This window comes from Methylocystis bryophila, from assembly GCF_027925445.1.
GTDB lineage: Bacteria > Pseudomonadota > Alphaproteobacteria > Rhizobiales > Beijerinckiaceae > Methylocystis > Methylocystis bryophila.
Window position 1 is genome coordinate 2524098 of record NZ_AP027149.1, and the last position, 20424, is coordinate 2544521.

The following is a 20424-nucleotide window of genomic DNA, read 5'->3' on the forward strand; positions in this document are numbered from 1 at the left end:
ATGTTCCGGAAAAGCGCGAAGCGGTTTTCCAGTCAGGGTAGGCTCCAAGTTTTTGATTTGGAGCAGGGCGATCGCCGAAAACGTCCTGTCGACCCGCCGCGCTCGGCCACGTTCGAGTCTATGGCAAAAGCCGCCGCGAGGCTCTAGAACAGCCGTCACAGGCTCTTCCCTCGAACCGTCGCGTTCGGAATGCTCTGAAGTCGCATCAGACCCGGAGGTGGGAGCGAATTTCGATCGCGAAAGTCTGCCGGGCGCAAAAACGTTCTAGCGCGGAGAACCCTCTTGAAAGCTTTCTCGGAACTGACCGAACGCGAAATTCTGGCGCTCGCCATCACCTCCGAGGAGGAAGACGGGCGGATCTATATGAGCTTCGCCGAGGATCTGGCCGAACGCTACCCCGCCTCGGCCCGGGTATTCGAGCGCATGTCGGGCGAGGAAAGCAAGCATCGGCATCTTCTGCTCGAGCAATATGAAAAGCGCTTCGGTCCGCATCTGCCGCCGATCCGGCGCGAGGACGTAAAAGGTTTTTTGCGTCGCCGCCCTGTGTGGCTGACGAAGAATCTGCCGCTCGACACGATCCGAAAGCAGGCGGAGATCATGGAATATGAGAGCCGCCGCTTCTACGAGAAGGCGCGCGACCGCACGACCGACGTGGGAGCGAGAAAGCTCCTCGGCGATCTTGCGGCGATGGAGCAAGGCCATGAGGTCGTCGCCGAGCGAATCGCCGCCGCGACGCTGACCGAAGGCGCGCTCTCCGAGGAGGAGAGGACACGCAGCCGCGTCTTCGTGCTGCAATATGTTCAGCCGGGCCTGGCCGGCTTGATGGACGGCTCGGTCTCGACGCTCGCGCCGCTTTTCGCCGCGGCCTTCGCGACGCAGAACAATGAGAAGACCTTCCTCGTCGGCCTCGCCGCCGCGATCGGGGCGGGAATCAGCATGGGCTTCGCCGAGGCCCTTTCCGACGATGGGTCGCTTACCGGCCGGGGCTCGCCCTATCTGCGCGGCGCCGTCTGTGGCCTGATGACGGCGCTGGGCGGGCTTGGACACACCTTGCCCTATCTTGTCCCGGACACCGTCGAGGACCACTTCCGCATTGCGACGGGCATCTCGGCTTTCGTCGTGCTTCTCGAGCTCTGGGCGATCGCTTATGTACGAGCGCGCTACATGGACACGCCCTTCCTGCAGGCCGTCTTCCAGATCGTCTTCGGCGGGCTCATCGTGCTAGCCGCCGGCGTGCTGATCGGCGCCGCCTGAGGAGGAAAGCGCCTTGCTTCTCGCCCACCTCTCCGACGCCCACATCGGGCCGATTCCCCGGCCGAAGCTTCGCGAGCTCATGGGCAAACGCGCGACGGGCTACGCCAATTGGCTGCACAAGCGCTCGCGCCTTCACGACATGGGCCTGCTCGCGCGGCTCGTCGAAGACCTTCTCGCGCAGAGGCCGGACCACGTCGCAATGACGGGCGACGTCGTCAACATCGGCCTGCCCGCCGAGATTGCGGCGGCGCGCCAATGGCTCGCCGGACTCGGGAGCCCCAGCCACGTGAGCTTTTCGCCGGGCAATCACGACGCCTATGTCCCGGGCGCGATGCCCTTGCTCGAGGAGACCTTCGCGCCCTGGACGACCGGCGACGATGGCGTCTCGGGCTTTCCCTATCTGCGGCGCAGGTCCGGCGTGGCTTTGATCGGGCTGACCTCCGGCGTGCCGACGGCCCCCTTCGTCGCCTCCGGCCGGCTCGGCGCCGAGCAATGCGCGCGGCTCGAATCCCTCCTTGAGATGACGAAGCGCGAAGGCCTCGCGCGCGTCGTGATGATTCATCATCCGCCCCATTGCGGCGGCGCCCGGCCGTTGCGAGGGCTCGAGGACGCGGAAAGCTTCGAGGCGGCGATCGCCCGCCAGGGCGCGGAGCTTGTTCTGCATGGCCATAACCATGCCCAGAGCCTGCACTTCCTGCCGGGACCGCAAGGCCGGGCTCCCGTGGTCGGCGTCGCTTCCGCCTCGGCGCGTCAGGGCTCGCATTACCCTGCAGCCGCCTATCACCTCTATGAAATTGCGCGGGACGGCGATCGGATAAGCATCCAGGTCCGGACGAGGGGCATAAGCGAAACGGGCGAGGAGATCGTGGAGCTTGGCGGGCTGCAGGATTCCGCGCTCGTTTCGGCCTAGACGCTTAAGCGAAGCCCAAGTTCTCAGCCGTGCAATAAAAACCATCGGCCGAGCATTGCCAGCAGGCCGAAGGCGACGATCGCGCCGATCGCCTCCCAGAGGAAGAGATAGGTCCTCATGGCGCGGCCGCCCTGGGCCGCCTGGCCTTCGGCGTTCGGGGCTGGGGCTTCGGCCTCGGCGCCCATCGCTGCGGCGCGCGCGGCCTCCGCGGCGGTCGCGCCGCTCGCGAAATCACAGGCCAGCGCCTTTTCGCGCTCGATCAGGCGGTGCGCGATATAGGCGGTGACGGCTTCGACCATCACCTCCGCCTTCTCGCTCTCGCAGACCTGTATGCGGCCGTGACGCGTGTCCTGCAGAAAGCGGTAGACGCGCCGGTCGAGCCCAATCTCGACGAAGCCGAGCTGGTCGATGAAGAGGCGGGGACGTTCGGAAGGCGCGATCGCGACGTCGAAGAGATCGCAGTCGTCGGGGAGCTGATCCAACACGGGGCCGATCGCGTCGCGAAGGACCTCGAGCCTGACGATCTCGGCGCCCCTTATGTCCGAGAGCGCCTCCGAGCGGCTCGCGTTGTCGAGCCGCGCGCGGCGCAGCGCGGCCGAGAGGTTGGCGACACGCGGCTCCGCCGCGGGGCCTGCAGCCGATGTCGTGTTCGATGCTTCGCACCGCTTGGCTTCGGCTTGCGGCAGCGCGGTGTCGCCTGCGGCGTTCATGGGCGCCATGCTATGACGACTCCTCAAGCGGGCATTCGGTTCATCGCGACTATAAACCGTTCCACGGCTTGTGCGAAGGGGCGCCCGGGCGGCCGCATGAGCGCGCGCGCCCATCGCGCGGAATCGCGCGATCGAAAGGACTAAGCTCCATATCAAGAAGTTAGCGCATGTCCTGGTGGGAGGACGGCTTCGCATTTTTCCGTGAAAAGCCCTAAGCGACACGCCTCGACTTTTGCTCGGACATGCGGCAAGGAGGCCAATGGCCCGGCGGCGGGACTTCGGCGAAGATTCTTTCGCTGGGAGAACATCTGAGACAAAGGAAAGCGATGTCGGTATCGTCCGTCGAAACGAGAGCCAGACTTCGCAATTTCGAACGCGCCGCCATCGGCGCCGCCCTCGCGGCGACGGCGGCCTTCGAGGCTGCCCGGGGCGGCGGCCACGCTGCCCTCGCGGGCCTCGCGGCGGCCCTCGCCCTGCTGTTGCTTCGAGGCCGAGACCGCCCCATTTCCGTGAGGCTCGCCTATGCGGCGGTCGACTTCCTTGCCGTCGTCATCTTCTCGTCACTGATCGATCCCGCTCTCGCGCTGTGGAGCGCGCCGCAAAATCTCCCGAGCCTCTTCCATATGACGGCCGTGGGGGCGGGCGCATCGACATTTCTCTACGGCGCCGCGGTAGGAATTCTCGCGGGACGCGCGCCCTGGGCGATTCGCCTGGCGCTTTTCGCTTTGCCTTTCCTGTTCTGCCTGATTGTCGCGATCGGGTCGCCCGCGGAAGCGCAGATCGGATCGCTTTTCCTGCTGAAGCTCGACGTTCCGACGCCGTTCGCCGCTTTCGTCGGGCGAGTCTATATTCTCTTCCTTTTGAATGAGGCTGTGGTCGTGGGCGCGCCGCTGGCGCTCGGACGTTTCCTGCCGCGCGAATGGCGTCCTCATCTCGTCCTGTTCTTCTCGGCCGCGCTCGCAGCGCTCACGCCTTATGTGGCGAGCTCGGTGTCGCTCTTCATTGCCCCCAACCTGCCTTCGCCCCTCTCCGACGTCGGCGCGACGCTCGCCGCCGCGCTCGCGCAGGCGGGCCTTTGGGGCGAGACCTATCTCGTCACCCAGTCGCTCGCGGGACTCCTCGGCGGCACCCCGTCGCTCGCCGTGATCGTCTTCGGCGACTGGAAGAACGGCGCGATGAAGGGCTTCGTCTACGGCCTCGTTTTCATGGGGCTAGTGCTTGCGGCGCATCTCCTTCTGAGCCTGAAGCCGTTGGTTGCGCTCATTGTCGCCGCGCCGCCCATTTTTGGGGCTCTTCTTGGCGCGGCGCTTTTTCCGCTCGCGCGCGCAATCCTCGAAAGCACGGACTCGACGCCCCCATTTTTCGGCCGGCTGCTGCAGGCCTACCAGCGCCGCACCAATTTCGCGCGCGGCCTTGTTGCGGGCGCAGGGGCCGGCGTCGCGCTCGCCGTCGCGCTCCCGCAGGCGGCGGGCTCCGATCGTTTCGTCTTCGGTTGCGTCGTCGGCGCGCTGGCCTTCGCAGGAGTCGACGCCGCCTTCGACGCGCATGAGCTGTGGCGCGAGCGCCGTCAGCATTTGCGCAGCTGGCGAGTCTACACACTGGGCGCATTGCTCGGCGGGCTCGTTGCGGGGGCGATCGCCTGGTACCTCGATCAAGGTCAGATCGAGGTGATCCTCAACAAGTTCTACGCCTATGTCTCGCTCGACTACCCGGGCGACGGGCGTCCGGTGAATCCTTACATCATCCGGCCGCTCTTCTCGAAATGGGGCGCGACGGATCTGGGGCTTGCCGACGGGGGCGTGCGGGTCTTCTACGACGAGTCGCTTTCCGGCGTGATCCAATGGGTCTTCGCAGCGCCGCTTTTCTCGATCAATCTCTTCTTCCTGACCGCGCTGCTGCAGCGAAGCCTGCGGCCTCTGCGCCAGCTCGCCAGCCTCGAGGGGCTCGATCTGCTCGTCGAGAACGCCGTGCGCGTGCTGCGCTGGGGACTGTGGATGGCGCCGGTCATCTACTCCTTCCTGAAGGCTTCGGGCGATCCAACTTGGTACAATCAGGACGGGCTCGTGCGCACCTTCGTCGCGAGCTGGATGTCGGACTCCTTGCAGCCGAACGATTTCCGGCAATGGAGTCTCGACGTCTTCACGGCCCTCCTCGCCTTCGACGCGCTACGCGTGCTGATCTGGTTCGATCACATGGGGCTGCGCGTCGCGACGCTCGTCAATCTTTCCTTCGTCGGCGGCGACATCGCCGACGAGCAGGCGGCGCGTTTCCTCGGCAAAGCGCAGATCAGCCGCGCCATTCCGGAGGGCATCCGCCGCTTCGGCACCTGGGCGCCCTTGCTCCTGCCCTTCTACATCCCGCGCGGCGCCGAGTGGGACAAGGCCTGGAGCGCCGCGGAGCAGATGACCAATCTGCGTCCGCCGTCTTACCTCTATCTGCTGAGCGGCTATCTCATCTATGTCGGCGTTCTGGCGCTCGCATTGATCATCTTTCTGCTCGCGCAGCTCTCGCGCGCGGGAAAATTCGTCATCCCCGGCGTGACGGGTCCGGGCGGCGCGCCCGGATCGAGCCCGCTGCAGCTCACCAATGGGCTGATCACGAGCGAGTGGTTCGAGGACGGGCAGGGCTGCGCGCGCATCGAGGGCATAACGCGTGGCGGACCGCCCATCGACCTGACCCGTCGCCCTGACGACCACGCGCATCCACGCGGGCGCTTCCTCTTCCTCCGCGAGGAGAATTGCGTGCTCTGGTCCTTGGGCTCGGCGCCCACCTGTCGCGACGGCTCGACGGGCCCCGCCAAGGCCAATGTCACGCTCGAGCGCGAGGGCGAGAACGGCCTCGTGTTCAGGACGTTGCAGGAGGGGCTTGAAATCGAGGCGCGCGTATCGCTGTTCGCCAACGAGCCCGTCGAGTCGACGCGGCTGCGCATCGTCAACTGCGAGGCGCGGCCCCGCAAAATCTTGCTCTCCTCACTGCGCGAATGGGTGCTGAACGAGACGGGCGTCGAAATGCGCGACGCCGCCTATAATGCGCTCCATGTCGGCACCTGGTTCGTCAAATCGCTCAACGCCGTCTTCGCGCAGAACAGGCTGCTGAAGGGCGGCGCGCGCCGTCATGCCGATCGGCGCCTGTCGCCTGAGATCGGCTTTCACGCGATCAGCCCGGCGCCGGGCGCGCGCGTGAGGCTTCTCGGCTACGAGGACGTGAAGTCGCGCTTTTATGGATTTGGACCGACCGGCGCGCCCGACAGCCTCGTGGGACTTGGCCCGTCGCCGCGAGCCCCCGAGGACGAAGGCCTGCTCTATGGCTTCGAGCCGATCGCGAGCTTGAGCTTCGAGATCGAGCTGCCGGCGTCTGGCGCCGTCGAGTTCGTCATCCTCGACGGCTGGGCGAGGAACATGGGCGTGGCCACCGAGACAGTGGCGCGCCTTCTGGGCGTCGCCCCCGCCACGCCGGAACTCCTCGATCGCGCGCTGTCGCGCCGGCGCAATCTGTTGCCGCCGGAACCGCCCAAGGAGCCGCGTTTCGCCTTCGCAGCGGACGGCCGCAGCCTCACGGTTGCGCAAGACACGCCGCGGCCCTTCTCGCATGTGATCGCCAATGCGCTCGGCGTCGGCGCCGTGCTGACGAACGACGGCGAGATCTTCTCCTTCTGCGGCAACTCGCGCTTGAACAGCCTCACGCCCTATAGGATGGGCGAGGGGCGCATGGCGCCGGCGGGGCAGGCGATCTACGTCTTCGACCTGGCGCGCAAGGATCTTTTCACGCCGACCTTCACGCCGCTGCGCCGGCGCGACGCGCGCTACGAAGTGCGTTACGAACCGGGCGTCGCCATTTTTCGCTCGGAACGCGACGAATTGAGCCTGGAGCTGACGGTCTTCTGCGCGAAGTCGGCGCCAATCGAGTTCAAGCTCCTGCGCATCAAAAACGGCGCGGACCACGAGCGGCTCCTGCAGATCGCGCCGATGCTCGAGATCGTGCTTGGCGAAACGCCGAGCGAGACGCTGGGCAAGGTGGAGGCGTCGAGGGACGAGGATCTCAAAGCCCTTTACTTCCGCAATCCCCGAAACGATTTCGTGCAGGGGTGGGCCTTCGTCTCGACCTCACTCGACGCCGAATTCGCTGAGACCTCGCGGCGACGCTTCCTGGGCCATGAGGCCCGCAACCCAGCCTTGCCGTACATGGTCGAGCACGGCCATCCGGACGCCGGCGCGCCGGAGCATGAGCGCAAGGTCGCCTCCTTCGTCGGCACGATCGACCTCGCGGGAGGCGCGGAAGCGCTCATCGTCCTCGCTCACGGTCAGACCGGCTCTCGCGAGCAGGCCGCCGCGATCGCCAAGCTCGCGCGCGACCCGGAATTCGCGCGAAAATGTCTCGCCGAGACCCGGGCAGGCTGGCTCGAGACGACTTCGGTGCTGCGGGTCGAAACCAACCGACCCGAGTTCGATCGCCTCATCAACGATTGGCTGCCTTACCAATTGCTGGCGGCGCGTCTCTGGGGACGCACGGGGCCCGCGCAGCGCTCCGGCGCGACGGGCTACCGCGACCAGCTACAGGATGTGATCCCGCTGATCCTGCTCGCTCCCGAGCGCGCCAGGGAGCAGATCCTGCTGCATGCGCGCCATCAATATCTCGAGGGCGACGCGGCAAAATGGTGGCATCGGGCGCCGAACGGGGGCACCGGGCTCGCCGATCGCACCCACGCCTGCGACCCGCATTTGTGGCTGCCCTACGTCACGGCGCGCTACGTCAAGGGAAGCGGGGACTGGGCGATCCTCGACAGCGTCGAGCCTTTCCTCGAGGCGCCGCCCGTGCCGCCGACACAGGAAGGGGAGGCGACGGTCCCGCTCGCCTCGCGCGACAAGGATTCTCTTCTCAGCCATTGCGCTCGGGCCATCGATTACACATTGGACCGGTTCGGCGCCCATGGCCTTCCCCTCATGGGAACCGGCGACTGGGACGACGGCATGGACCGCGTCGGCGCCGGGGGGCGCGGCGAAAGCGTGTGGATGGGCTTCTTCCTGCACGGCATTCTCCTGGAGACGGGGCCCTTTTTCGAGGCGCGCGGCGATGCGAAGCGCGCCGCCCGTTATCGCGAGCGCGCCGAGAAGCTGCGCGAGGCGTTGGAAAACTGCTGGCGCGGCGACCGCTATGTGCGCGCTTTCGCCGACGATGGGCGGGAAATCACGCCGATGAGCGCGATGACCGCCTCCTGGCCAGTCCTTTCGGGCGCGGTGGAGACGGCGCGCGGCCGCGAATGCCTCGAACGCGCGCTCGAGGTTCTCGCGCGGCCCGATCGGATCCTACTCGTCAGCCCGGCCTATAGCGAGCACTCCAATCCCTATCCCGGGCGCAGCGCCGATTATCCCCCCGGCGTGCGCGAAAATGGCGGCCAGTATTCCCACGGGGTCTCCTGGTTTGTCGACGCCTTGGCGAAACTTGGCGCGCAAGCCAAGGAGCAGGGCGACGCGGCCGCCGCGCGCGCGCTCTTCGCTAAGGCCGCGCAAAGCTGGGTGGCGATCTCGCCGCTCTCGAAATTCGAGACGCTCGCCGCCGCGGACGTCTTCGGCCTCACGCCGCACCAGCAGCCTGCCGATGTCTATGAGGGCGAAGGCTATAACGGGCGCGGCGGTTGGTCCTGGTATACGGGCTCGGCTGCACGCATGATCTCGGCGGCTTGGGCGCTGCTCGGGATCGAGTTTACGAACGGCGAACTTACGCTGCGGCCCGACGCCTTTGAGTTAAAAGGCGATCTTCAGCTGAAAAGCGTGGTTTGGAACGGAAAGACCTTCGGCCCCGAGGGAGGGTGATAGAAAAAATTCGCGCGGCGACGCGCTGTCGCTGGATCGTCACGTGACAGGTCAAGACGTTGTTTTTGCGGATGAAGCCTGCGCGGCGCCTGAACGGGCGTCGACGCAGGCTCGAGTCTGGAGGCCATTTTTCTCGCAGCTGTTGCGCCTGGGCCACAGTCTTGCCTGCCTTCGCATGCTACCGTGATGACGTCGATTGATTCACTCTCGACATCCTCCCTCGACTCGGGCCGCCAATTGGCGGCCCCTTTTTCCTCGGCCGACGGGCCGGCGCTGAACGGGGTCCTTCTCGCGGGCTGCCCTAAATTTCGACCTGTCCTCCCAGCTCGACGACGCGCCCAGGCGGAATTTTGAAGAATTCAGTCGCGGGGAGCGCATTGCGGTGCAGAAGGCGAAAGACTTCGAATCTGAAGCGGCGCCATCGTGAGGTCGTCTTCGTGACGAGCGTGAAGCGGCCCGAAAAGAACGACGTGTCCTCCTCGTTGAATTCGATCGGGCAGCCGTAACACTCCCAAAGAAGAGCTCGCGGCACGTCGGGGCCCTCCATGAAGCCGTAATGGACGAGGAGGGTGTAGAATCCGTCGTCAAGGACCTCGGACTGGATGCGGCGCTCTGGCTCGACTCGCGGGACGTGTTCGGTGGCGACCTGCAGGAAGACGACCCGCTCATGCAGAACCTTGTTGTGCTTCAGATTGTGTAGCAAGGGCACGGGCGCGACGTCGCGCCTGCCGCAAAGATAGACGGCCGTCCCCGGAACCCTCTCCCTGTCTCGGAACTGCCTGATGCAGTCGGTCAGCGGAATGGTGCCGCGCTCCAAAGCGGCGCGGATGGCGGCATAGCCTTCGTTCCAGCAGCTCATGAGGAAGAAGAGAATGGTCGCGACGACGAGCGGAATCCATCCGCCTTCGAAAAACTTGACCATGTTGGCGGCAACATAGGCGCCGTCGACAGTCACGAACAATCCCGCGACGATCAGGCTGATGGGGAGGCTCCAGCGCCACACTTCTCTCATGGCGACGAACATCAGCGCGCTCGTCAAAAGCATCGTCAGCGAGACGGCGATGCCGAAGGCGGCGGCGAGCTTGTCCGACGATTGAAAGGCGACGGTGAGAATAAGGGTCAGCGTCATCAAGGCCCAATTGACGAAGCCGACGTAAATCTGGCCGTAGCTTTCCGCGGAAGTCTGCGAAATGCGGATTCGGGGCAGCAGCCCAAGCTGAATGGCCTGGCGCGTCATCGAGAAGGCGCCCGTGATGATCGACTGACTGGCGATGATGGTCGCCAGCGTCGCCAAGCCCACGAGCGCAAGCTGCAACTGTTCCGGGCAAAGGTCGAAGAAAGGGTTGGCGCCGAAAGCAAGGGGCGCGTCGACGATCAGGGCCGTTTGCCCGGCGTAATTGAGCAGCAGCGCAGGAAAGACCAGGCTGAACCAGGCCGCGCGGATCGGGTTGCGGCCGAAGTGCCCCATGTCGGCGTAAAGCGCTTCTGCCCCGGTGGCGCAGAGAAATACGGCGCCGAGCACCAGGAAGCCGGAAAGCCCCTTGCCCGTGAGATAAGCAAGCCCGACGCCGGGATCGAGCGCCCAAAGCACGCTCGGATGCTTGATCACGCCAAGGACGCCAAGGCCGCCGATCACGACGAACCAGAGCGTCATGACGGGGCCGAAGAGGCGAGAAATTGTCGCCGTCCCCTTTGATTGCAAGGTGAAGAGCCCGACGAGCACGACGACCGACAGCGGGACGATATAGGCGGCGATCGCCGGCGCCGGCGTCTTGAGGCCCTCCAATGCGCTCAGCACTGAAATTGCCGGGGTGATGGCGCCGTCTCCAAACAACAATGCGGCGCCGAGCATTCCGATGGCGATGATCAGCGGGCGGCGTCCATGCTTGACGCCGAGCAGGGACATGAGCGCGAGAATGCCGCCCTCGCCGTCGTTGTCGGCGCGCATGATGATCGCGACGTATTTGATCGAGGTAATGATCACGAGGGTCCAGACGATGAGCGAGAGGATGCCGAGCGCGTCCTCCGGCGACACCTCGCCTCCCGCCCAATCGATCGCGGTCTTGATCGTGTAGAGGGGACTTGTTCCGATGTCGCCAAAGACGACCCCGAGCGCGCCGAGCGCAAGCGCCCCGAGCCCTTTGCGCGGATATGCGCCGGCGTCCCGTGTGTCCGTCATCTTATTGGCCTCTCCGCAGATTGAACCGCGCCGGCGAATGCGAGAGCCGCAGTCAAGCCTGGCGGGTCTCCGGGGTGAACTCGTCGCCGAGGAATTTCCACAGCCTATTCAGCAGCCTGCGGGCAAGCTCGTCGCAATCCAGGCGTGCGGTGACATCCTCGACGGCGACGCCGCTGTCCGCACAATCGACCTTGTGCAATGCCTGCTCCCCGACGCCGCTTTCCGTAGGGAAAGCATAGCTCAAGCGTCGAGAGGATTGACCCCCCAAACTTTTCCGTCAAACCCTTCCGCCCAGCGCCAGTGCGACAGCAAGTAATTGATTTCAGGAGATTATATCCTCGTTAACAAATGATGCGAGGTTCGGCCGAATTCCCGGGGAAATGATAAGTCCCAAAAAGCTTCTCGAACGCTTTGCGAAATTTCTCAAAGACGATCCGATCATCACCGTGAAGCTTGCCACGCATTTTGAACGCCCGATCTAGTTTCTGGTGGAGCTGCGTTTGGGAGACTGGTCGGTGATGTGGAGACGTCTCGCCTATTCGATGATCTTGCTGATGTGCTTGAATTCACATGCACTCGCACATGCTTCTCTGCTCGAAGCCGTTCCCGCGCCCGGCGCCGTCGTCGCAGGCGACAACCTTTCGATCGAACTGCGTTTCGACAGCCGTCTCGATTCTCGGTTTTCCAGGTTGGAGCTCTTCAAAGCCGATGGCGGCGCAGCCGCGTTGACGCTGCTCGCGGCGGACACGCCGACCATCCTGAAAGCAAGAGCGACTGCGCTTGAGGAGGGAGCCTACGTTCTTCGTTGGCGCGTTCTGAGCGTCGATGGGCACGCCAATCAAGGCGAGATCAAATTCTACATCGGACGGTGAACCATGCAGGCGTTTCTTTCCATCTACACGATGATCGACTGGATTCTGCGCGGCGTTTCGGTGGCTGCGCAGACGCTAGCCGTCGGCGGGATCGCCTATTTCCTGTTCGCTTTGGCGCCAATGAAGTTGGGGGACGAGCGCGCGGTTCTCGAGAGGTTCTGCGCGCGGATGATATTCTGGGCGGCCTTGGCGGCCTGTGCGTCCCAACTGCTGGCGGCGGCTGCATTGATCGCGTTTCTTGTCGGTTCGACCGGAGCGGAGCTCAAGACCGCAATCAGCGCCGAGGCTGCGTCTTTTCACTTCCTCTCGGCCGGCGCAGCCTGCGCGCTCGCCCTTGCCGCCCGCAGGCGCGGCTTGTCGGCGGCTGTGGCTCCGATGCTCGTCGCATTGTCCTTGCTTCTTGTCGGGGCGCATCTGGGCGTATCCCACGCCGCGAGCAGGTCGGAGCCGTCCCCATTGCTGCTCACGGCCGAGACGCTTCATCTCTTGGCTCTGGCGACGTGGATTGGCGGCATCCCTTTCTTTATCGCCTCATTGCGCATGATCGGCGACGGCACGGAGCGCCGGGTCGTCTCTCGACGCTTTTCCGTGACATCGCTGATTTCGGTTGCGGTCCTGGCCGCAACGGGCGTCCTCATGGCGGTACCTTATACGGGGTCGCTCGCGGGGCTCTACCAAACGCAATACGGGCTCCTGCTCAGCTCCAAGGTCGTGCTGCTGATCATGCTGCTTTGTCTCGGCGCCAGCAATTTTTTGATCATTCGCACCCGACGCCGCGACGGTCTGAAGGACGTGCGCGTGTTCGCGGAAATCGAAGCCGGCGTCGGCCTCATCGCGATCTTGTGCGCCGTCGCGCTCGCATCGTCGCCTTTGGCCGCCACAACGGAAGCCGCGCGCCCTGGGACGGCCGAAATCGCAGCGCGTCTGCAGCCCGCGTGGCCGCGCCTGGAAAGCCCGGCGCTGGCTCAACTCTCGTCAGCGCAGGCCGATACGGCCATCGGGACGGATCTCGAATCCAATCGCAACGAAGCTGACGTCGCCTGGTCCGAATCGCATCATCACTATGCGGCGCTCGTCATCATCCTGGTGGGGCTCGTCGCGCTTCTGGCGCAAAGCCGTCGGTTCAAAATTGCTCGACACTGGCCGCTGCTCGTTCTTGGTCTTGCGGGCTATCTCGTCGTCACGGCCGACGAAGAAGTTTGGCCGCTCGGCAAGATCGGCTTTCTCGAAAGCCTGGCGACGCCTCAAATCGCGCAGCACAAGCTGATGATCGCGCTGATCGCGGGCTTCGCGGCCTGCGAGTGGGGCGTGCAGTCGAAGCGATTCCGCGCCGCCTGGCCCTCATACGTGTTTCCGGTGACGATCGCCGCGGCGGCGGCGTTTCTATTGACTCATTACGGCCATACCGGCCGCAAGGAGGAGGTGCTGATCGAAATCAGCCACACGCCCATTGCGCTGATCGGCGTGATCGTGGCCGGCGCGCGCTGGATGGAATTGCGCCTCGAGCCGACGCCCGTAAGCCGGATCGCGGGATTGGCGTGGCCGATCGCCATGATCAGCGCAGGAGCGTTCCTGCTGATGTATCGTGAGGCTGTGCCGACGTGAGGCGGCGGGAGCGCCGGCGAGCCAGCCAGAGCGGATTCTCGAATGCATATGTAGTTGAAATCTCTCACCGGAAAGGCGTGGGTCAGCTGCTGACCTTGCGGAGCTGGTCTCGCTGTTGACGTCCCTCACGGCAAAACGCTTGGGTTGAATTGAGTGGGTGCGGTCAGCTGGCGAGGAAGGAACAGGTCGCGAAAAGGCGCTGCCTATTGACGCTCCATGGGCTGCTTGCGTTTCAGCTTATCCAAAGTGTCGTTGGCTCTGCGGACTTGGCGCTCCGTCTCGACCTCGAGGCATTCGCGATAGCGGAACACGTTGGCAAGGTAAGCCCTGACACGGCGCTCGCAGTTCTCGTAATCCGATTTTGCGGGCGCGTCCACGCAGTCGGGCGGTTGGGCGGCCACACAAAGATTGAAGCCAGACGAAGGCTCGTTTGCGCCAGGCGGGGCGAATAGGTTCACAGCAACAAGAAGACCGGCGCCGAGCGCGCCCCGAGAGCATGTCCCGGAAAAGTGCAAAGCGGTTTTCCGGTCAGGACATGCTCTAAGTTTTTGATTTGGAGCGAGTCCTTTTCGATCGCGTGATTCCACGCGATCGGGACGCGCTCTAGAGCGCGATGCGAAGAACCCTCGTTGGTTTCCGTAGGGCGAACAAAACGGCGCGGACGGCGTCAGCGGGAAAGCCCTAAGCCAACTTTCAAGGCGTCGTTACTCGTTTTAGCTTCCTCGTGGGAAGACTCGATCAATATCGTTTTCGTCTCAGGGCCGTCGCCGGCCTGATTCAACTCGTCGTCGAACTTCGACAGGTCCTTGGCGACGATCCACAGGAAGCCGAAGAAGCTCATGAGCCAAAGGACGCCGATGACCGCGTCGAGCGCCCGATAGCCATGGAAAGGCGCACGGATGAACCCCGGACCGGCCCAGAGAGCGAACAGCGCCCAGCAAATGATCATCAGCCTCATTTCCGTGGCGCCCATGCCGCCGTAGGAGAGGTTGTGCCGGCGCAGGATGAAGACCTTCAGATAGGTGTAAGAACTCATGAGAAGATACATGGAGAGCACGAAGAGCGCCGAAGGCAGCGTGAAATAGGGGGACAGGCCCAGGCCGAGGAATGTCAAGGTCTGCGCGATGAGATCGCAAGAATGATCGACGAAATAGCCAAACCGCGGCCGCTCAATGTTACGATAGCGAGCGAGAGTGCCGTCGAGCGAGTCGCCGAACCAATTGAGCAACACGCCCAACAGGGCGGGAACAAGAAACCAGGGCGACCAGCGACAGGCGACAAATCCGACTAATGTCAACACACCGCCGATCAATCCGAGGATGGTCAGGTGATCGGGAGAAACGAAAGAAGGCGTTCTCGCCGCGAGCCAAAGCAAAACTTGGCGCTCTTTCTCGGCAAGAACACCACGATTTAATCGCTTATGTCCCATCATTCGATCCCGCGCGCAGTATGAACGCCTAATTTTCTACTAGAACAATCCGTAAGATTTTTGTCAATTCTAAGCCCGTTTGGGGCAATTTGCGGGGAGCCCATTGGCCGCTGCGGAGGATGATGCAGCCGACGCAGGGAATCACGCGACGGACTAAGCTCCCAATCAGAAGTTTGGAGAAGGTCGTGACCGGAAAACCGCTTCGCACTTTTCCGTGGCACGCTCTCGTCGCCGACGCGCCCGGCGCTCAGAAACTGCGCTTGGTGAGCCATTCTTGCGATGCGCGCCTCCACGCCCCTGCCTCACTTTACGGTGGCCGCGATGACGCCGGCCTGCATGCCGGGCTGCGCGACCATGAGGAACATCTGGAAGAACTTGCTGATCTCCGTCAGCGGCGCGTTGGAAACGAACAGAATGTCCTTGTCGCGCATCGCGAATCGCCGCGCCAGGAAGAGCGCTTTCGGATCGCGCATGTTCAGGTGATAGGCGATCGGCACACTGCCTCCATCGAGCAGTCGGGGCGACACCGACGGGTATTCCCGCGCGACGGCAACCGGTTCATAGCGCAGCACGAACACGCCGTCCGGATCCGCGCGCATGTCTTGGAGGCCGCCCGCCCTTGCGACAGCCTCCTCGAGAGTGACCCTGCGTTGCTGGAACGGAATCACGGCGTTGGCGCCGGTGGCTCCGACGACGGTGAAGGTGAGCGGAGCGCGCTCGACGGTCACCATGTCGCCCGGACGCGCAAAGATGTTCTCGCCTGGATTGTCGAGCAGGCTCTGAATGGGCGCACGGGCGGTGCGCCCGTCGCGAGTGAGGCTCACGAAGGTTTCGGGGAGGGGCGAATGAAAGCCGCCGGCCAAGGCGATCACGTCCATGATCCGCTCGCCGCGCTGGGTCAGCGGCACGAGCGCTCCGTTCGCCCCGTCGCCGGAAACTGTAACGGTGTTGCTGACGTTGCGCGTGACGTTGACCAAAACCTGAGGCTCGATCGCCTTGCCTCTGAGGCGATCGACGATCGTAGATTCGACCTCTTGCTGCGTTCGTCCCGCCACCTCGATGCGGCCCGCGTAGGGCACGCTCACTGAGCCGTCGCGACCGACGACTTGATCGGGAATCGCCGCGGAGCGCGATCCGGGGCTCAGACGGTCGACGACCGGGGTCGAGAAGAGTCCCCCCGCCGCCGCTTCCCAGATCGTAATCTGAAGCGTATCGCCGACGCCTATGGGTTGGCGCGCAGGAGGACGCCGATCCCCAAAATAGCCCCGAAGTCCGGGGGCAGGGCGGCGGGCCAGAATGTTGAGCGTGAAAGCGTCGACCTCGATGAAAGCGAAGGGCCTTTCGGTGTCCTCCGACTCCCAAGTTCCTGTCTGGGTGATGATCTCCCGAGAGGGGCCGCTCCCCGGGAGGACGGAACAGGCCTCAAGGCTTAAAGCCGCTATGAAGAACGAGGCTTTGCATATCCGCTTCAACATAAGCCATGTTTCCATTGCAGACGCTACGCGTCGTTTCACTCGAATCGACAGCAGGCTTTCGACCTTGCTCTTCGCGGCAAGGATAATATAGCCGATCGGGGCATTCAATTCGGTCGGAGTTAAAAAAAGCGGCCGTTGCAAATTTGCCACAGTCCAAGTTAAGGTTATTGCATTATTTCTCTCAGGGCTCGGAGGGCGAGGAGCTGCGCCACATTCGCGAAAGCCCTGATATTACTGGAGTTTATCGAAGAGCGCCTATGGGCGCGTTCAAATCTGTGACGAGGAAATCTTTCGTCCATCCAGAATTATATTAATGACGAGACTAATAATAGCGACGATCGAAAGCATGAGGATGGCGAAATCCATCCTTTCGAAGCCAGTCGCGCTGGAATGTTTCAAACCGAGCGCCACGGCGAGGAACGGCCAAGCTCCCGCGACAATGCGGAATTCCATGGCCCCTATGCCCAGCAAGGCCGTTTGCACCGCGCGCCCCGCCGCGGCCCGAAGGAAGCTATATGCCGAGAACAGCAGGAAGCACGCCATGATGAGGAGCGACGAGACTAAAGACAAGAAAGGGGAAAAGCCGTAGGCGACGATGACGATGAGCAGCGATACGAGGTCTGCGAGGTGCTCCATCCAACGCCGCTTGCTTCCTTGCTCGCCGCGATGGGCGCTGAGCGGTCCATCCACGGCTGCGCCAAACCAGTTCAGGGCGACGCCCAGCGGAACGAGCGCCACCGTCCAGGCGGAGAAGCGGCATCCCACGAGGCCCGAGGCGGCGAGCAAAGCCCCCGCCAGGCTCAGCTTGGTCAGGAGCTCGGCGGAAACGCGCTGAGGAAGGAGCGTGACGATCCGCTGCACCGCGCGAGCCTCCCAGCTCGCCAAAAAGCTTCCGCTCGGCGGGTCCTCGGGATCGAAGAGCCCAGTCAGGAGCTTGGCGAATTTCATTGAGACCCTATCCTACGCCGCGAAAAGAGAATTAACACGAAGATCGCAGCGGGCGCCAGCCTCCGCCCCGTTTCGATAGGCCCGACCCAAGAGCGCAGAGAGGCGCTTGACTGACGCTTCGGTGTTAAGCGCGAAGACCGCCAACGCCAAAGGCTGCAGCGGGGGGCCGACGTGCGCGTGGTGACTGTCTCGTTTTCAGACGCCAACTCGATCCTCGAGTCGCACTGCCTCAGCATGCAGGTTTGGAGGCGGCCTCCCAAGTTCGGAAACTCTTACCAAACAAAAAAGACTCACCCAATAATTCGTAATTCATTGATTTTTGGCGACCCCGGCAGGATTCGAACCTGCGACCTACTGCTTCGAAGGCAGTTGCTCTATCCAGCTGAGCTACGGAGTCGTTTTATTTTCAGTCAGTTGCGAAGGCGCGCGTTCGACGCTCGGCGCACGTTCGGCGCGCCACTATCGCTTCGGGCATGCCGGAAAACAAGTCCGCTCGCGTAACCTTCTTTGCGCGCTTTTCATATCGCATTGGCGCCGACGGCGCGAGAGAGGCGCCCTCCCGCGAGGTTGCGAGCAATCACGATCCGGAACACATCCGGGGTAGAAATAGAACAAAAATGAAAACTTAGCGAAACTGACATTGTTGCCGAAATGTAAACAAATTTGTCGCGCCCCGTGCCTCGGTCAAGCTTGCGCGTGAGTTTAGTCGTGGCCCGAGGCGCCATCCCATTATTCGGCATCGTTGCGGGGTTGTGCGTGGAGCCCGCCGCCGCCGGCGCTCTGCTGATGGACGAAGGCGCGGGCCAGATCATCGTCACGTCGACCTTCGCCGAAGCGAACAAAGCCTATGACCGGCGCGGCCACCTGATCCGAACCCCGTCCTACGGCAAGTTCGAGGCGGCCGGCTATGTCGAATATGGCGTCACGAATTGGCTCACCGTCATCGGGGAGGGCAGCGCCTTCGATTTCAACGGCTCCGCCTCCGCTTATTCTCTCGAGCCGGCTCCGCATTACGCCGGGGCGGGGCTCGGCGCGATCGGGGGTCGGATCCCCTTGGGCGAGCTTGCCGGCGTGCATTTTAGCGCGCAAGCGAGCCTTCGCGTGGCCTCACAGGCGGCGGGGCAGTTCCTCGACTTCAAAGTCCCGACCCAGGCCGACTTTCGCGTGCAAGCCCTGCGCGGTTTCGAGATTCTCGGTTGGCCTGGTTTCGTCGAGGCGCAACTCGGCTATCGGACGCGCGGGCAGGGCGGTGACGAGATCCGCGCCGATCTCACGCTCGGCTTGCGCCCGGAGCCCGAGCTGTTGCTCATGGCGCAGAGCTTCTCGGCCTTCACGCCGGGCGCGAGCGCCTTTGGCGGCTACGCCGCGCAGAAGTTCGAGCTCTCCGGCGTCTATGACTTCAACCCGGATTGGTCCTTGCAACTCGGCGCTTTGGCGGCGCCGACCGGGGTGAACTCACCGGCCGAGAAAGGCCTCCTCACCGCAGTGTGGCGGCGGTTCTAGGTCACGCTGAGCTCAAGCTGAGTCCCCGGGAGCAGAACATGCTCCCCCCAAGTCACTCGGCGGCGCGCGCGCCGCCAACTTGCGCTCCGCCAGGAATGAAAGCGTCAAAGGCGGCGAAGAACTGCTCCCGCTGCGGATCGCGCTCCATGAGGATCTCGTGTCGCGCGCCGGGGATGGAGATGAGCTGGGCGAGGTCCAGCCTCTGCGCGAAGCGCTCGGCCGCTCGGCTCGACACCAGGCGGTCGTCGCCGGAGACGACGATCAGCAGCGGCAAGCGCCAGCCATGGACGTAGTCGCGCTGAGTGAAACGCTGCATCTGTCTAAAGGCGCTATTGACCCAGCCGATCGTCGGGTCGCCGACGGCGAGCCCCGGCGCCTTGGCGATCACCGACAGATTGCGCGCGAGCCGGTGGCGGTCGGTGGTCAGGAGATTGCCCTCGAACTCCATCACCGAGGCGGGCTTGCCGCCGGGAATGAACATGGCGCCAAGGCCCAGCATGTCGAGACCATCGGCGAGCCACCGCGCGCCGCGCGGAAAGCGCAGGCCATAGACGTCGACGAGCGGAGCCGTCGCGACGAGCCGCTGGAAAGCGTCGCCGCCATTATGCGCATATTCGAAAAGAATCGACGCGCCTGTCGAATGAGCGAGCGCGAACCAGGGCTGCGGGCACTGGAGCTGAGTCATGCGAGCAATGAGCGCGGCGAGGTCGCGCTGATATTGCGCGAAGTCGTCGACGTGGCTCTTGCGCGGATCGGCGAGCTCGCGCGCCGACCCGCCCTGGCCGCGCCAGTCGAGCGTCGCGACCTCGAAGCCGCGCTCGAGGAGATCGCTGATCGTCTCGAAATATTTCTCGATGAACTCGGCCCGGCCCTGAAAAAGCGCGATCGTGCCGCGCGCCGGCTTTTCGGGCTTGAACACGGCCATGCGGAGCATCGCGCCGTCCGAGGCGCTGATCGCGTAAGTTTGGGCGTTCGGGGGTATTCGATTTTGCGGCGTATCGACGAGTTCGAGCATGACGTTCTTCAGGCTTTGACAGGGCGCTCGGCGCCGACAGGAACGCCTCCCCTTAGCACAATTTTTTGCACGCGACCGCGTTGCGCTACGCCCTTGCGAGCCTGGCGAGCCCTTCCCACATCAACGTCAGCGCGGGCCCCTGGACGCGCGCGCGGATCGCGCCGGATGACCCGGGCGTTCTGCGGTCCCCAATCATGTCGCTTCGACAGGAGGATGTGCAATGCGTGCTTTCGACTTTTCCCCCCTGTTCCGCCAGACCGTCGGTTTCGACCGGCTGTTCGACCATCTCGCCCAGAGCGGCGGGCTCGAGCCTGCGCCGAACTATCCCCCCTACAACATTGAGCGCACCGGCGAGAACGCCTATCGCGTGACGCTGGCCGTCGCCGGCTTCTCGAGGGATGACATCACGATCGAGACACGTGAGAACGCGCTCACGATCCGCGGCGCGCAGCAGAGCGCGCCCGAGGCTCAGAACCGTGAGTTCCTGCATCAAGGCATTGCCGCGCGGGCCTTTGAGCGTCGCTTCCAGCTCGCCGAGCATGTGGTCGCTACCGGCGCGAGCCTCGAGAACGGCTTGCTCTACATCGACCTCGTGCGCGAGATCCCCGAGGCGCAAAAGGCGCGCAGGATCGAAATCGGCGCTGCGCCGCGGCCGGTAGAGACGAAGCCGGTCGAAGTCAAGGCTGCGTAACAACGAGTCAGGCGGAGCGCCCG

At 63.9% G+C, this 20424-nt stretch carries 14 protein-coding genes and 1 tRNA gene; 7 read left to right on the forward strand and 8 right to left on the reverse strand.

Features of this window, described 5'->3' with window-relative positions; genetic code table 11:
• Positions 1–282 precede the first annotated feature (282 nt).
• The gene (mbfA, locus tag QMG80_RS11800) at positions 283–1254 is read left to right on the forward strand and encodes an iron exporter MbfA (protein WP_085772990.1); all 972 of its coding nucleotides are present in this window, start codon (positions 283–285) and stop codon (positions 1252–1254) included.
• A gap of 13 nt (positions 1255–1267) precedes the next feature.
• A complete protein-coding gene (locus tag QMG80_RS11805) occupies positions 1268–2164 on the forward strand; it encodes a metallophosphoesterase family protein (protein WP_085772991.1) in 897 nt (298 codons plus the stop codon).
• A gap of 23 nt (positions 2165–2187) precedes the next feature.
• Here the strand turns inward: QMG80_RS11805 and QMG80_RS11810 are convergent, their stop codons facing one another.
• Entirely contained in the window at positions 2188–2883 is a 696-nt protein-coding gene (locus tag QMG80_RS11810; RefSeq protein WP_085772992.1) for a hypothetical protein, read from the reverse strand.
• Positions 2884–3200: 317 nt separating this feature from the next.
• Here QMG80_RS11810 and QMG80_RS11815 point away from each other — a divergent pair, with 317 nt between their 5' ends.
• Positions 3201–8684: a GH36-type glycosyl hydrolase domain-containing protein gene (locus tag QMG80_RS11815; protein ID WP_085773845.1), complete on the forward strand. Its 5484-nt coding sequence runs from the start codon at positions 3201–3203 to the stop codon at positions 8682–8684.
• Between the two features lie 301 nt (positions 8685–8985).
• On the opposite strand, the gene QMG80_RS11820 is transcribed toward QMG80_RS11815, so the two are convergent.
• On the reverse strand, positions 8986–10863 hold the full coding sequence (locus tag QMG80_RS11820; RefSeq protein ID WP_085772993.1) for a potassium transporter Kup: 1878 nt from the start codon (positions 10861–10863) through the stop codon (positions 8986–8988).
• 52 nt (positions 10864–10915) lie between these two features.
• Positions 10916–11062 (reverse strand): hypothetical protein, encoded by a 147-nt coding sequence (locus tag QMG80_RS11825; protein WP_158658863.1) that lies wholly within the window; start codon positions 11060–11062, stop codon positions 10916–10918.
• A gap of 319 nt (positions 11063–11381) precedes the next feature.
• On the opposite strand from QMG80_RS11825, the gene QMG80_RS11830 reads away from it, so the two are divergent.
• Together QMG80_RS11830 and QMG80_RS11835 are read left to right on the forward strand one after the other, a co-directional pair.
• A complete protein-coding gene (locus QMG80_RS11830) occupies positions 11382–11735 on the forward strand; it encodes a copper resistance CopC family protein (protein ID WP_085772995.1) in 354 nt (117 codons plus the stop codon).
• 3 nt (positions 11736–11738) lie between these two features.
• Positions 11739–13340, forward strand: coding sequence for a copper resistance D family protein (locus QMG80_RS11835; protein WP_085772996.1), 1602 nt, complete (start codon positions 11739–11741; stop codon positions 13338–13340).
• 667 nt (positions 13341–14007) lie between these two features.
• On the opposite strand, the gene QMG80_RS11840 is transcribed toward QMG80_RS11835, so the two are convergent.
• The 4 genes from QMG80_RS11840 to QMG80_RS11855 all read right to left on the reverse strand — a co-directional run bounded on the left by QMG80_RS11840 (position 14008) and on the right by QMG80_RS11855 (position 17589).
• The gene (locus QMG80_RS11840; RefSeq protein WP_158658864.1) at positions 14008–14769 is read right to left on the reverse strand and encodes a CDP-alcohol phosphatidyltransferase family protein; all 762 of its coding nucleotides are present in this window, start codon (positions 14767–14769) and stop codon (positions 14008–14010) included.
• A gap of 302 nt (positions 14770–15071) precedes the next feature.
• The gene (locus QMG80_RS11845) at positions 15072–16244 is read right to left on the reverse strand and encodes a polysaccharide biosynthesis/export family protein (protein WP_102938130.1); all 1173 of its coding nucleotides are present in this window, start codon (positions 16242–16244) and stop codon (positions 15072–15074) included.
• Positions 16245–16511: 267 nt separating this feature from the next.
• Positions 16512–17192, reverse strand: coding sequence for a hypothetical protein (locus QMG80_RS11850; protein ID WP_085772999.1), 681 nt, complete (start codon positions 17190–17192; stop codon positions 16512–16514).
• A 320-nt stretch (positions 17193–17512) separates the two neighbouring features.
• Positions 17513–17589 (reverse strand) — tRNA-Arg (locus tag QMG80_RS11855).
• A 311-nt stretch (positions 17590–17900) separates the two neighbouring features.
• On the opposite strand from QMG80_RS11855, the gene QMG80_RS11860 reads away from it, so the two are divergent.
• Positions 17901–18695: a hypothetical protein gene (locus tag QMG80_RS11860; protein ID WP_102938131.1), complete on the forward strand. Its 795-nt coding sequence runs from the start codon at positions 17901–17903 to the stop codon at positions 18693–18695.
• Between the two features lie 52 nt (positions 18696–18747).
• Here QMG80_RS11860 and QMG80_RS11865 read toward each other — a convergent pair whose 3' ends face one another.
• Positions 18748–19710, reverse strand: a complete 963-nt coding sequence (locus QMG80_RS11865; RefSeq protein ID WP_085773000.1) for an alpha/beta fold hydrolase — start codon at positions 19708–19710, stop codon at positions 18748–18750.
• 220 nt (positions 19711–19930) lie between these two features.
• Here QMG80_RS11865 and QMG80_RS11870 point away from each other — a divergent pair, with 220 nt between their 5' ends.
• Positions 19931–20401, forward strand: coding sequence for an Hsp20 family protein (locus QMG80_RS11870; RefSeq protein WP_085773001.1), 471 nt, complete (start codon positions 19931–19933; stop codon positions 20399–20401).
• Positions 20402–20424 lie beyond the last annotated feature (23 nt).

Coding starts and splice junctions, on each gene's coding strand:
- QMG80_RS11810 (WP_085772992.1), bottom strand. CDS start 2,883: ATGGCGCCCATGAACGCCGCAGGCGACACCGCGCTGCCGCAAGCCGAA.
- QMG80_RS11815 (WP_085773845.1), top strand. CDS start 3,201: ATGTCGGTATCGTCCGTCGAAACGAGAGCCAGACTTCGCAATTTCGAA.
- QMG80_RS11820 (WP_085772993.1), bottom strand. CDS start 10,863: ATGACGGACACACGGGACGCCGGCGCATATCCGCGCAAAGGGCTCGGG.
- QMG80_RS11830 (WP_085772995.1), top strand. CDS start 11,382: ATGTGGAGACGTCTCGCCTATTCGATGATCTTGCTGATGTGCTTGAAT.
- QMG80_RS11835 (WP_085772996.1), top strand. CDS start 11,739: ATGCAGGCGTTTCTTTCCATCTACACGATGATCGACTGGATTCTGCGC.
- QMG80_RS11840 (WP_158658864.1), bottom strand. CDS start 14,769: ATGGGACATAAGCGATTAAATCGTGGTGTTCTTGCCGAGAAAGAGCGC.
- QMG80_RS11845 (WP_102938130.1), bottom strand. CDS start 16,244: ATGTTGAAGCGGATATGCAAAGCCTCGTTCTTCATAGCGGCTTTAAGC.
- QMG80_RS11850 (WP_085772999.1), bottom strand. CDS start 17,192: ATGAAATTCGCCAAGCTCCTGACTGGGCTCTTCGATCCCGAGGACCCG.
- QMG80_RS11865 (WP_085773000.1), bottom strand. CDS start 19,710: ATGCTCGAACTCGTCGATACGCCGCAAAATCGAATACCCCCGAACGCC.
- QMG80_RS11870 (WP_085773001.1), top strand. CDS start 19,931: ATGCGTGCTTTCGACTTTTCCCCCCTGTTCCGCCAGACCGTCGGTTTC.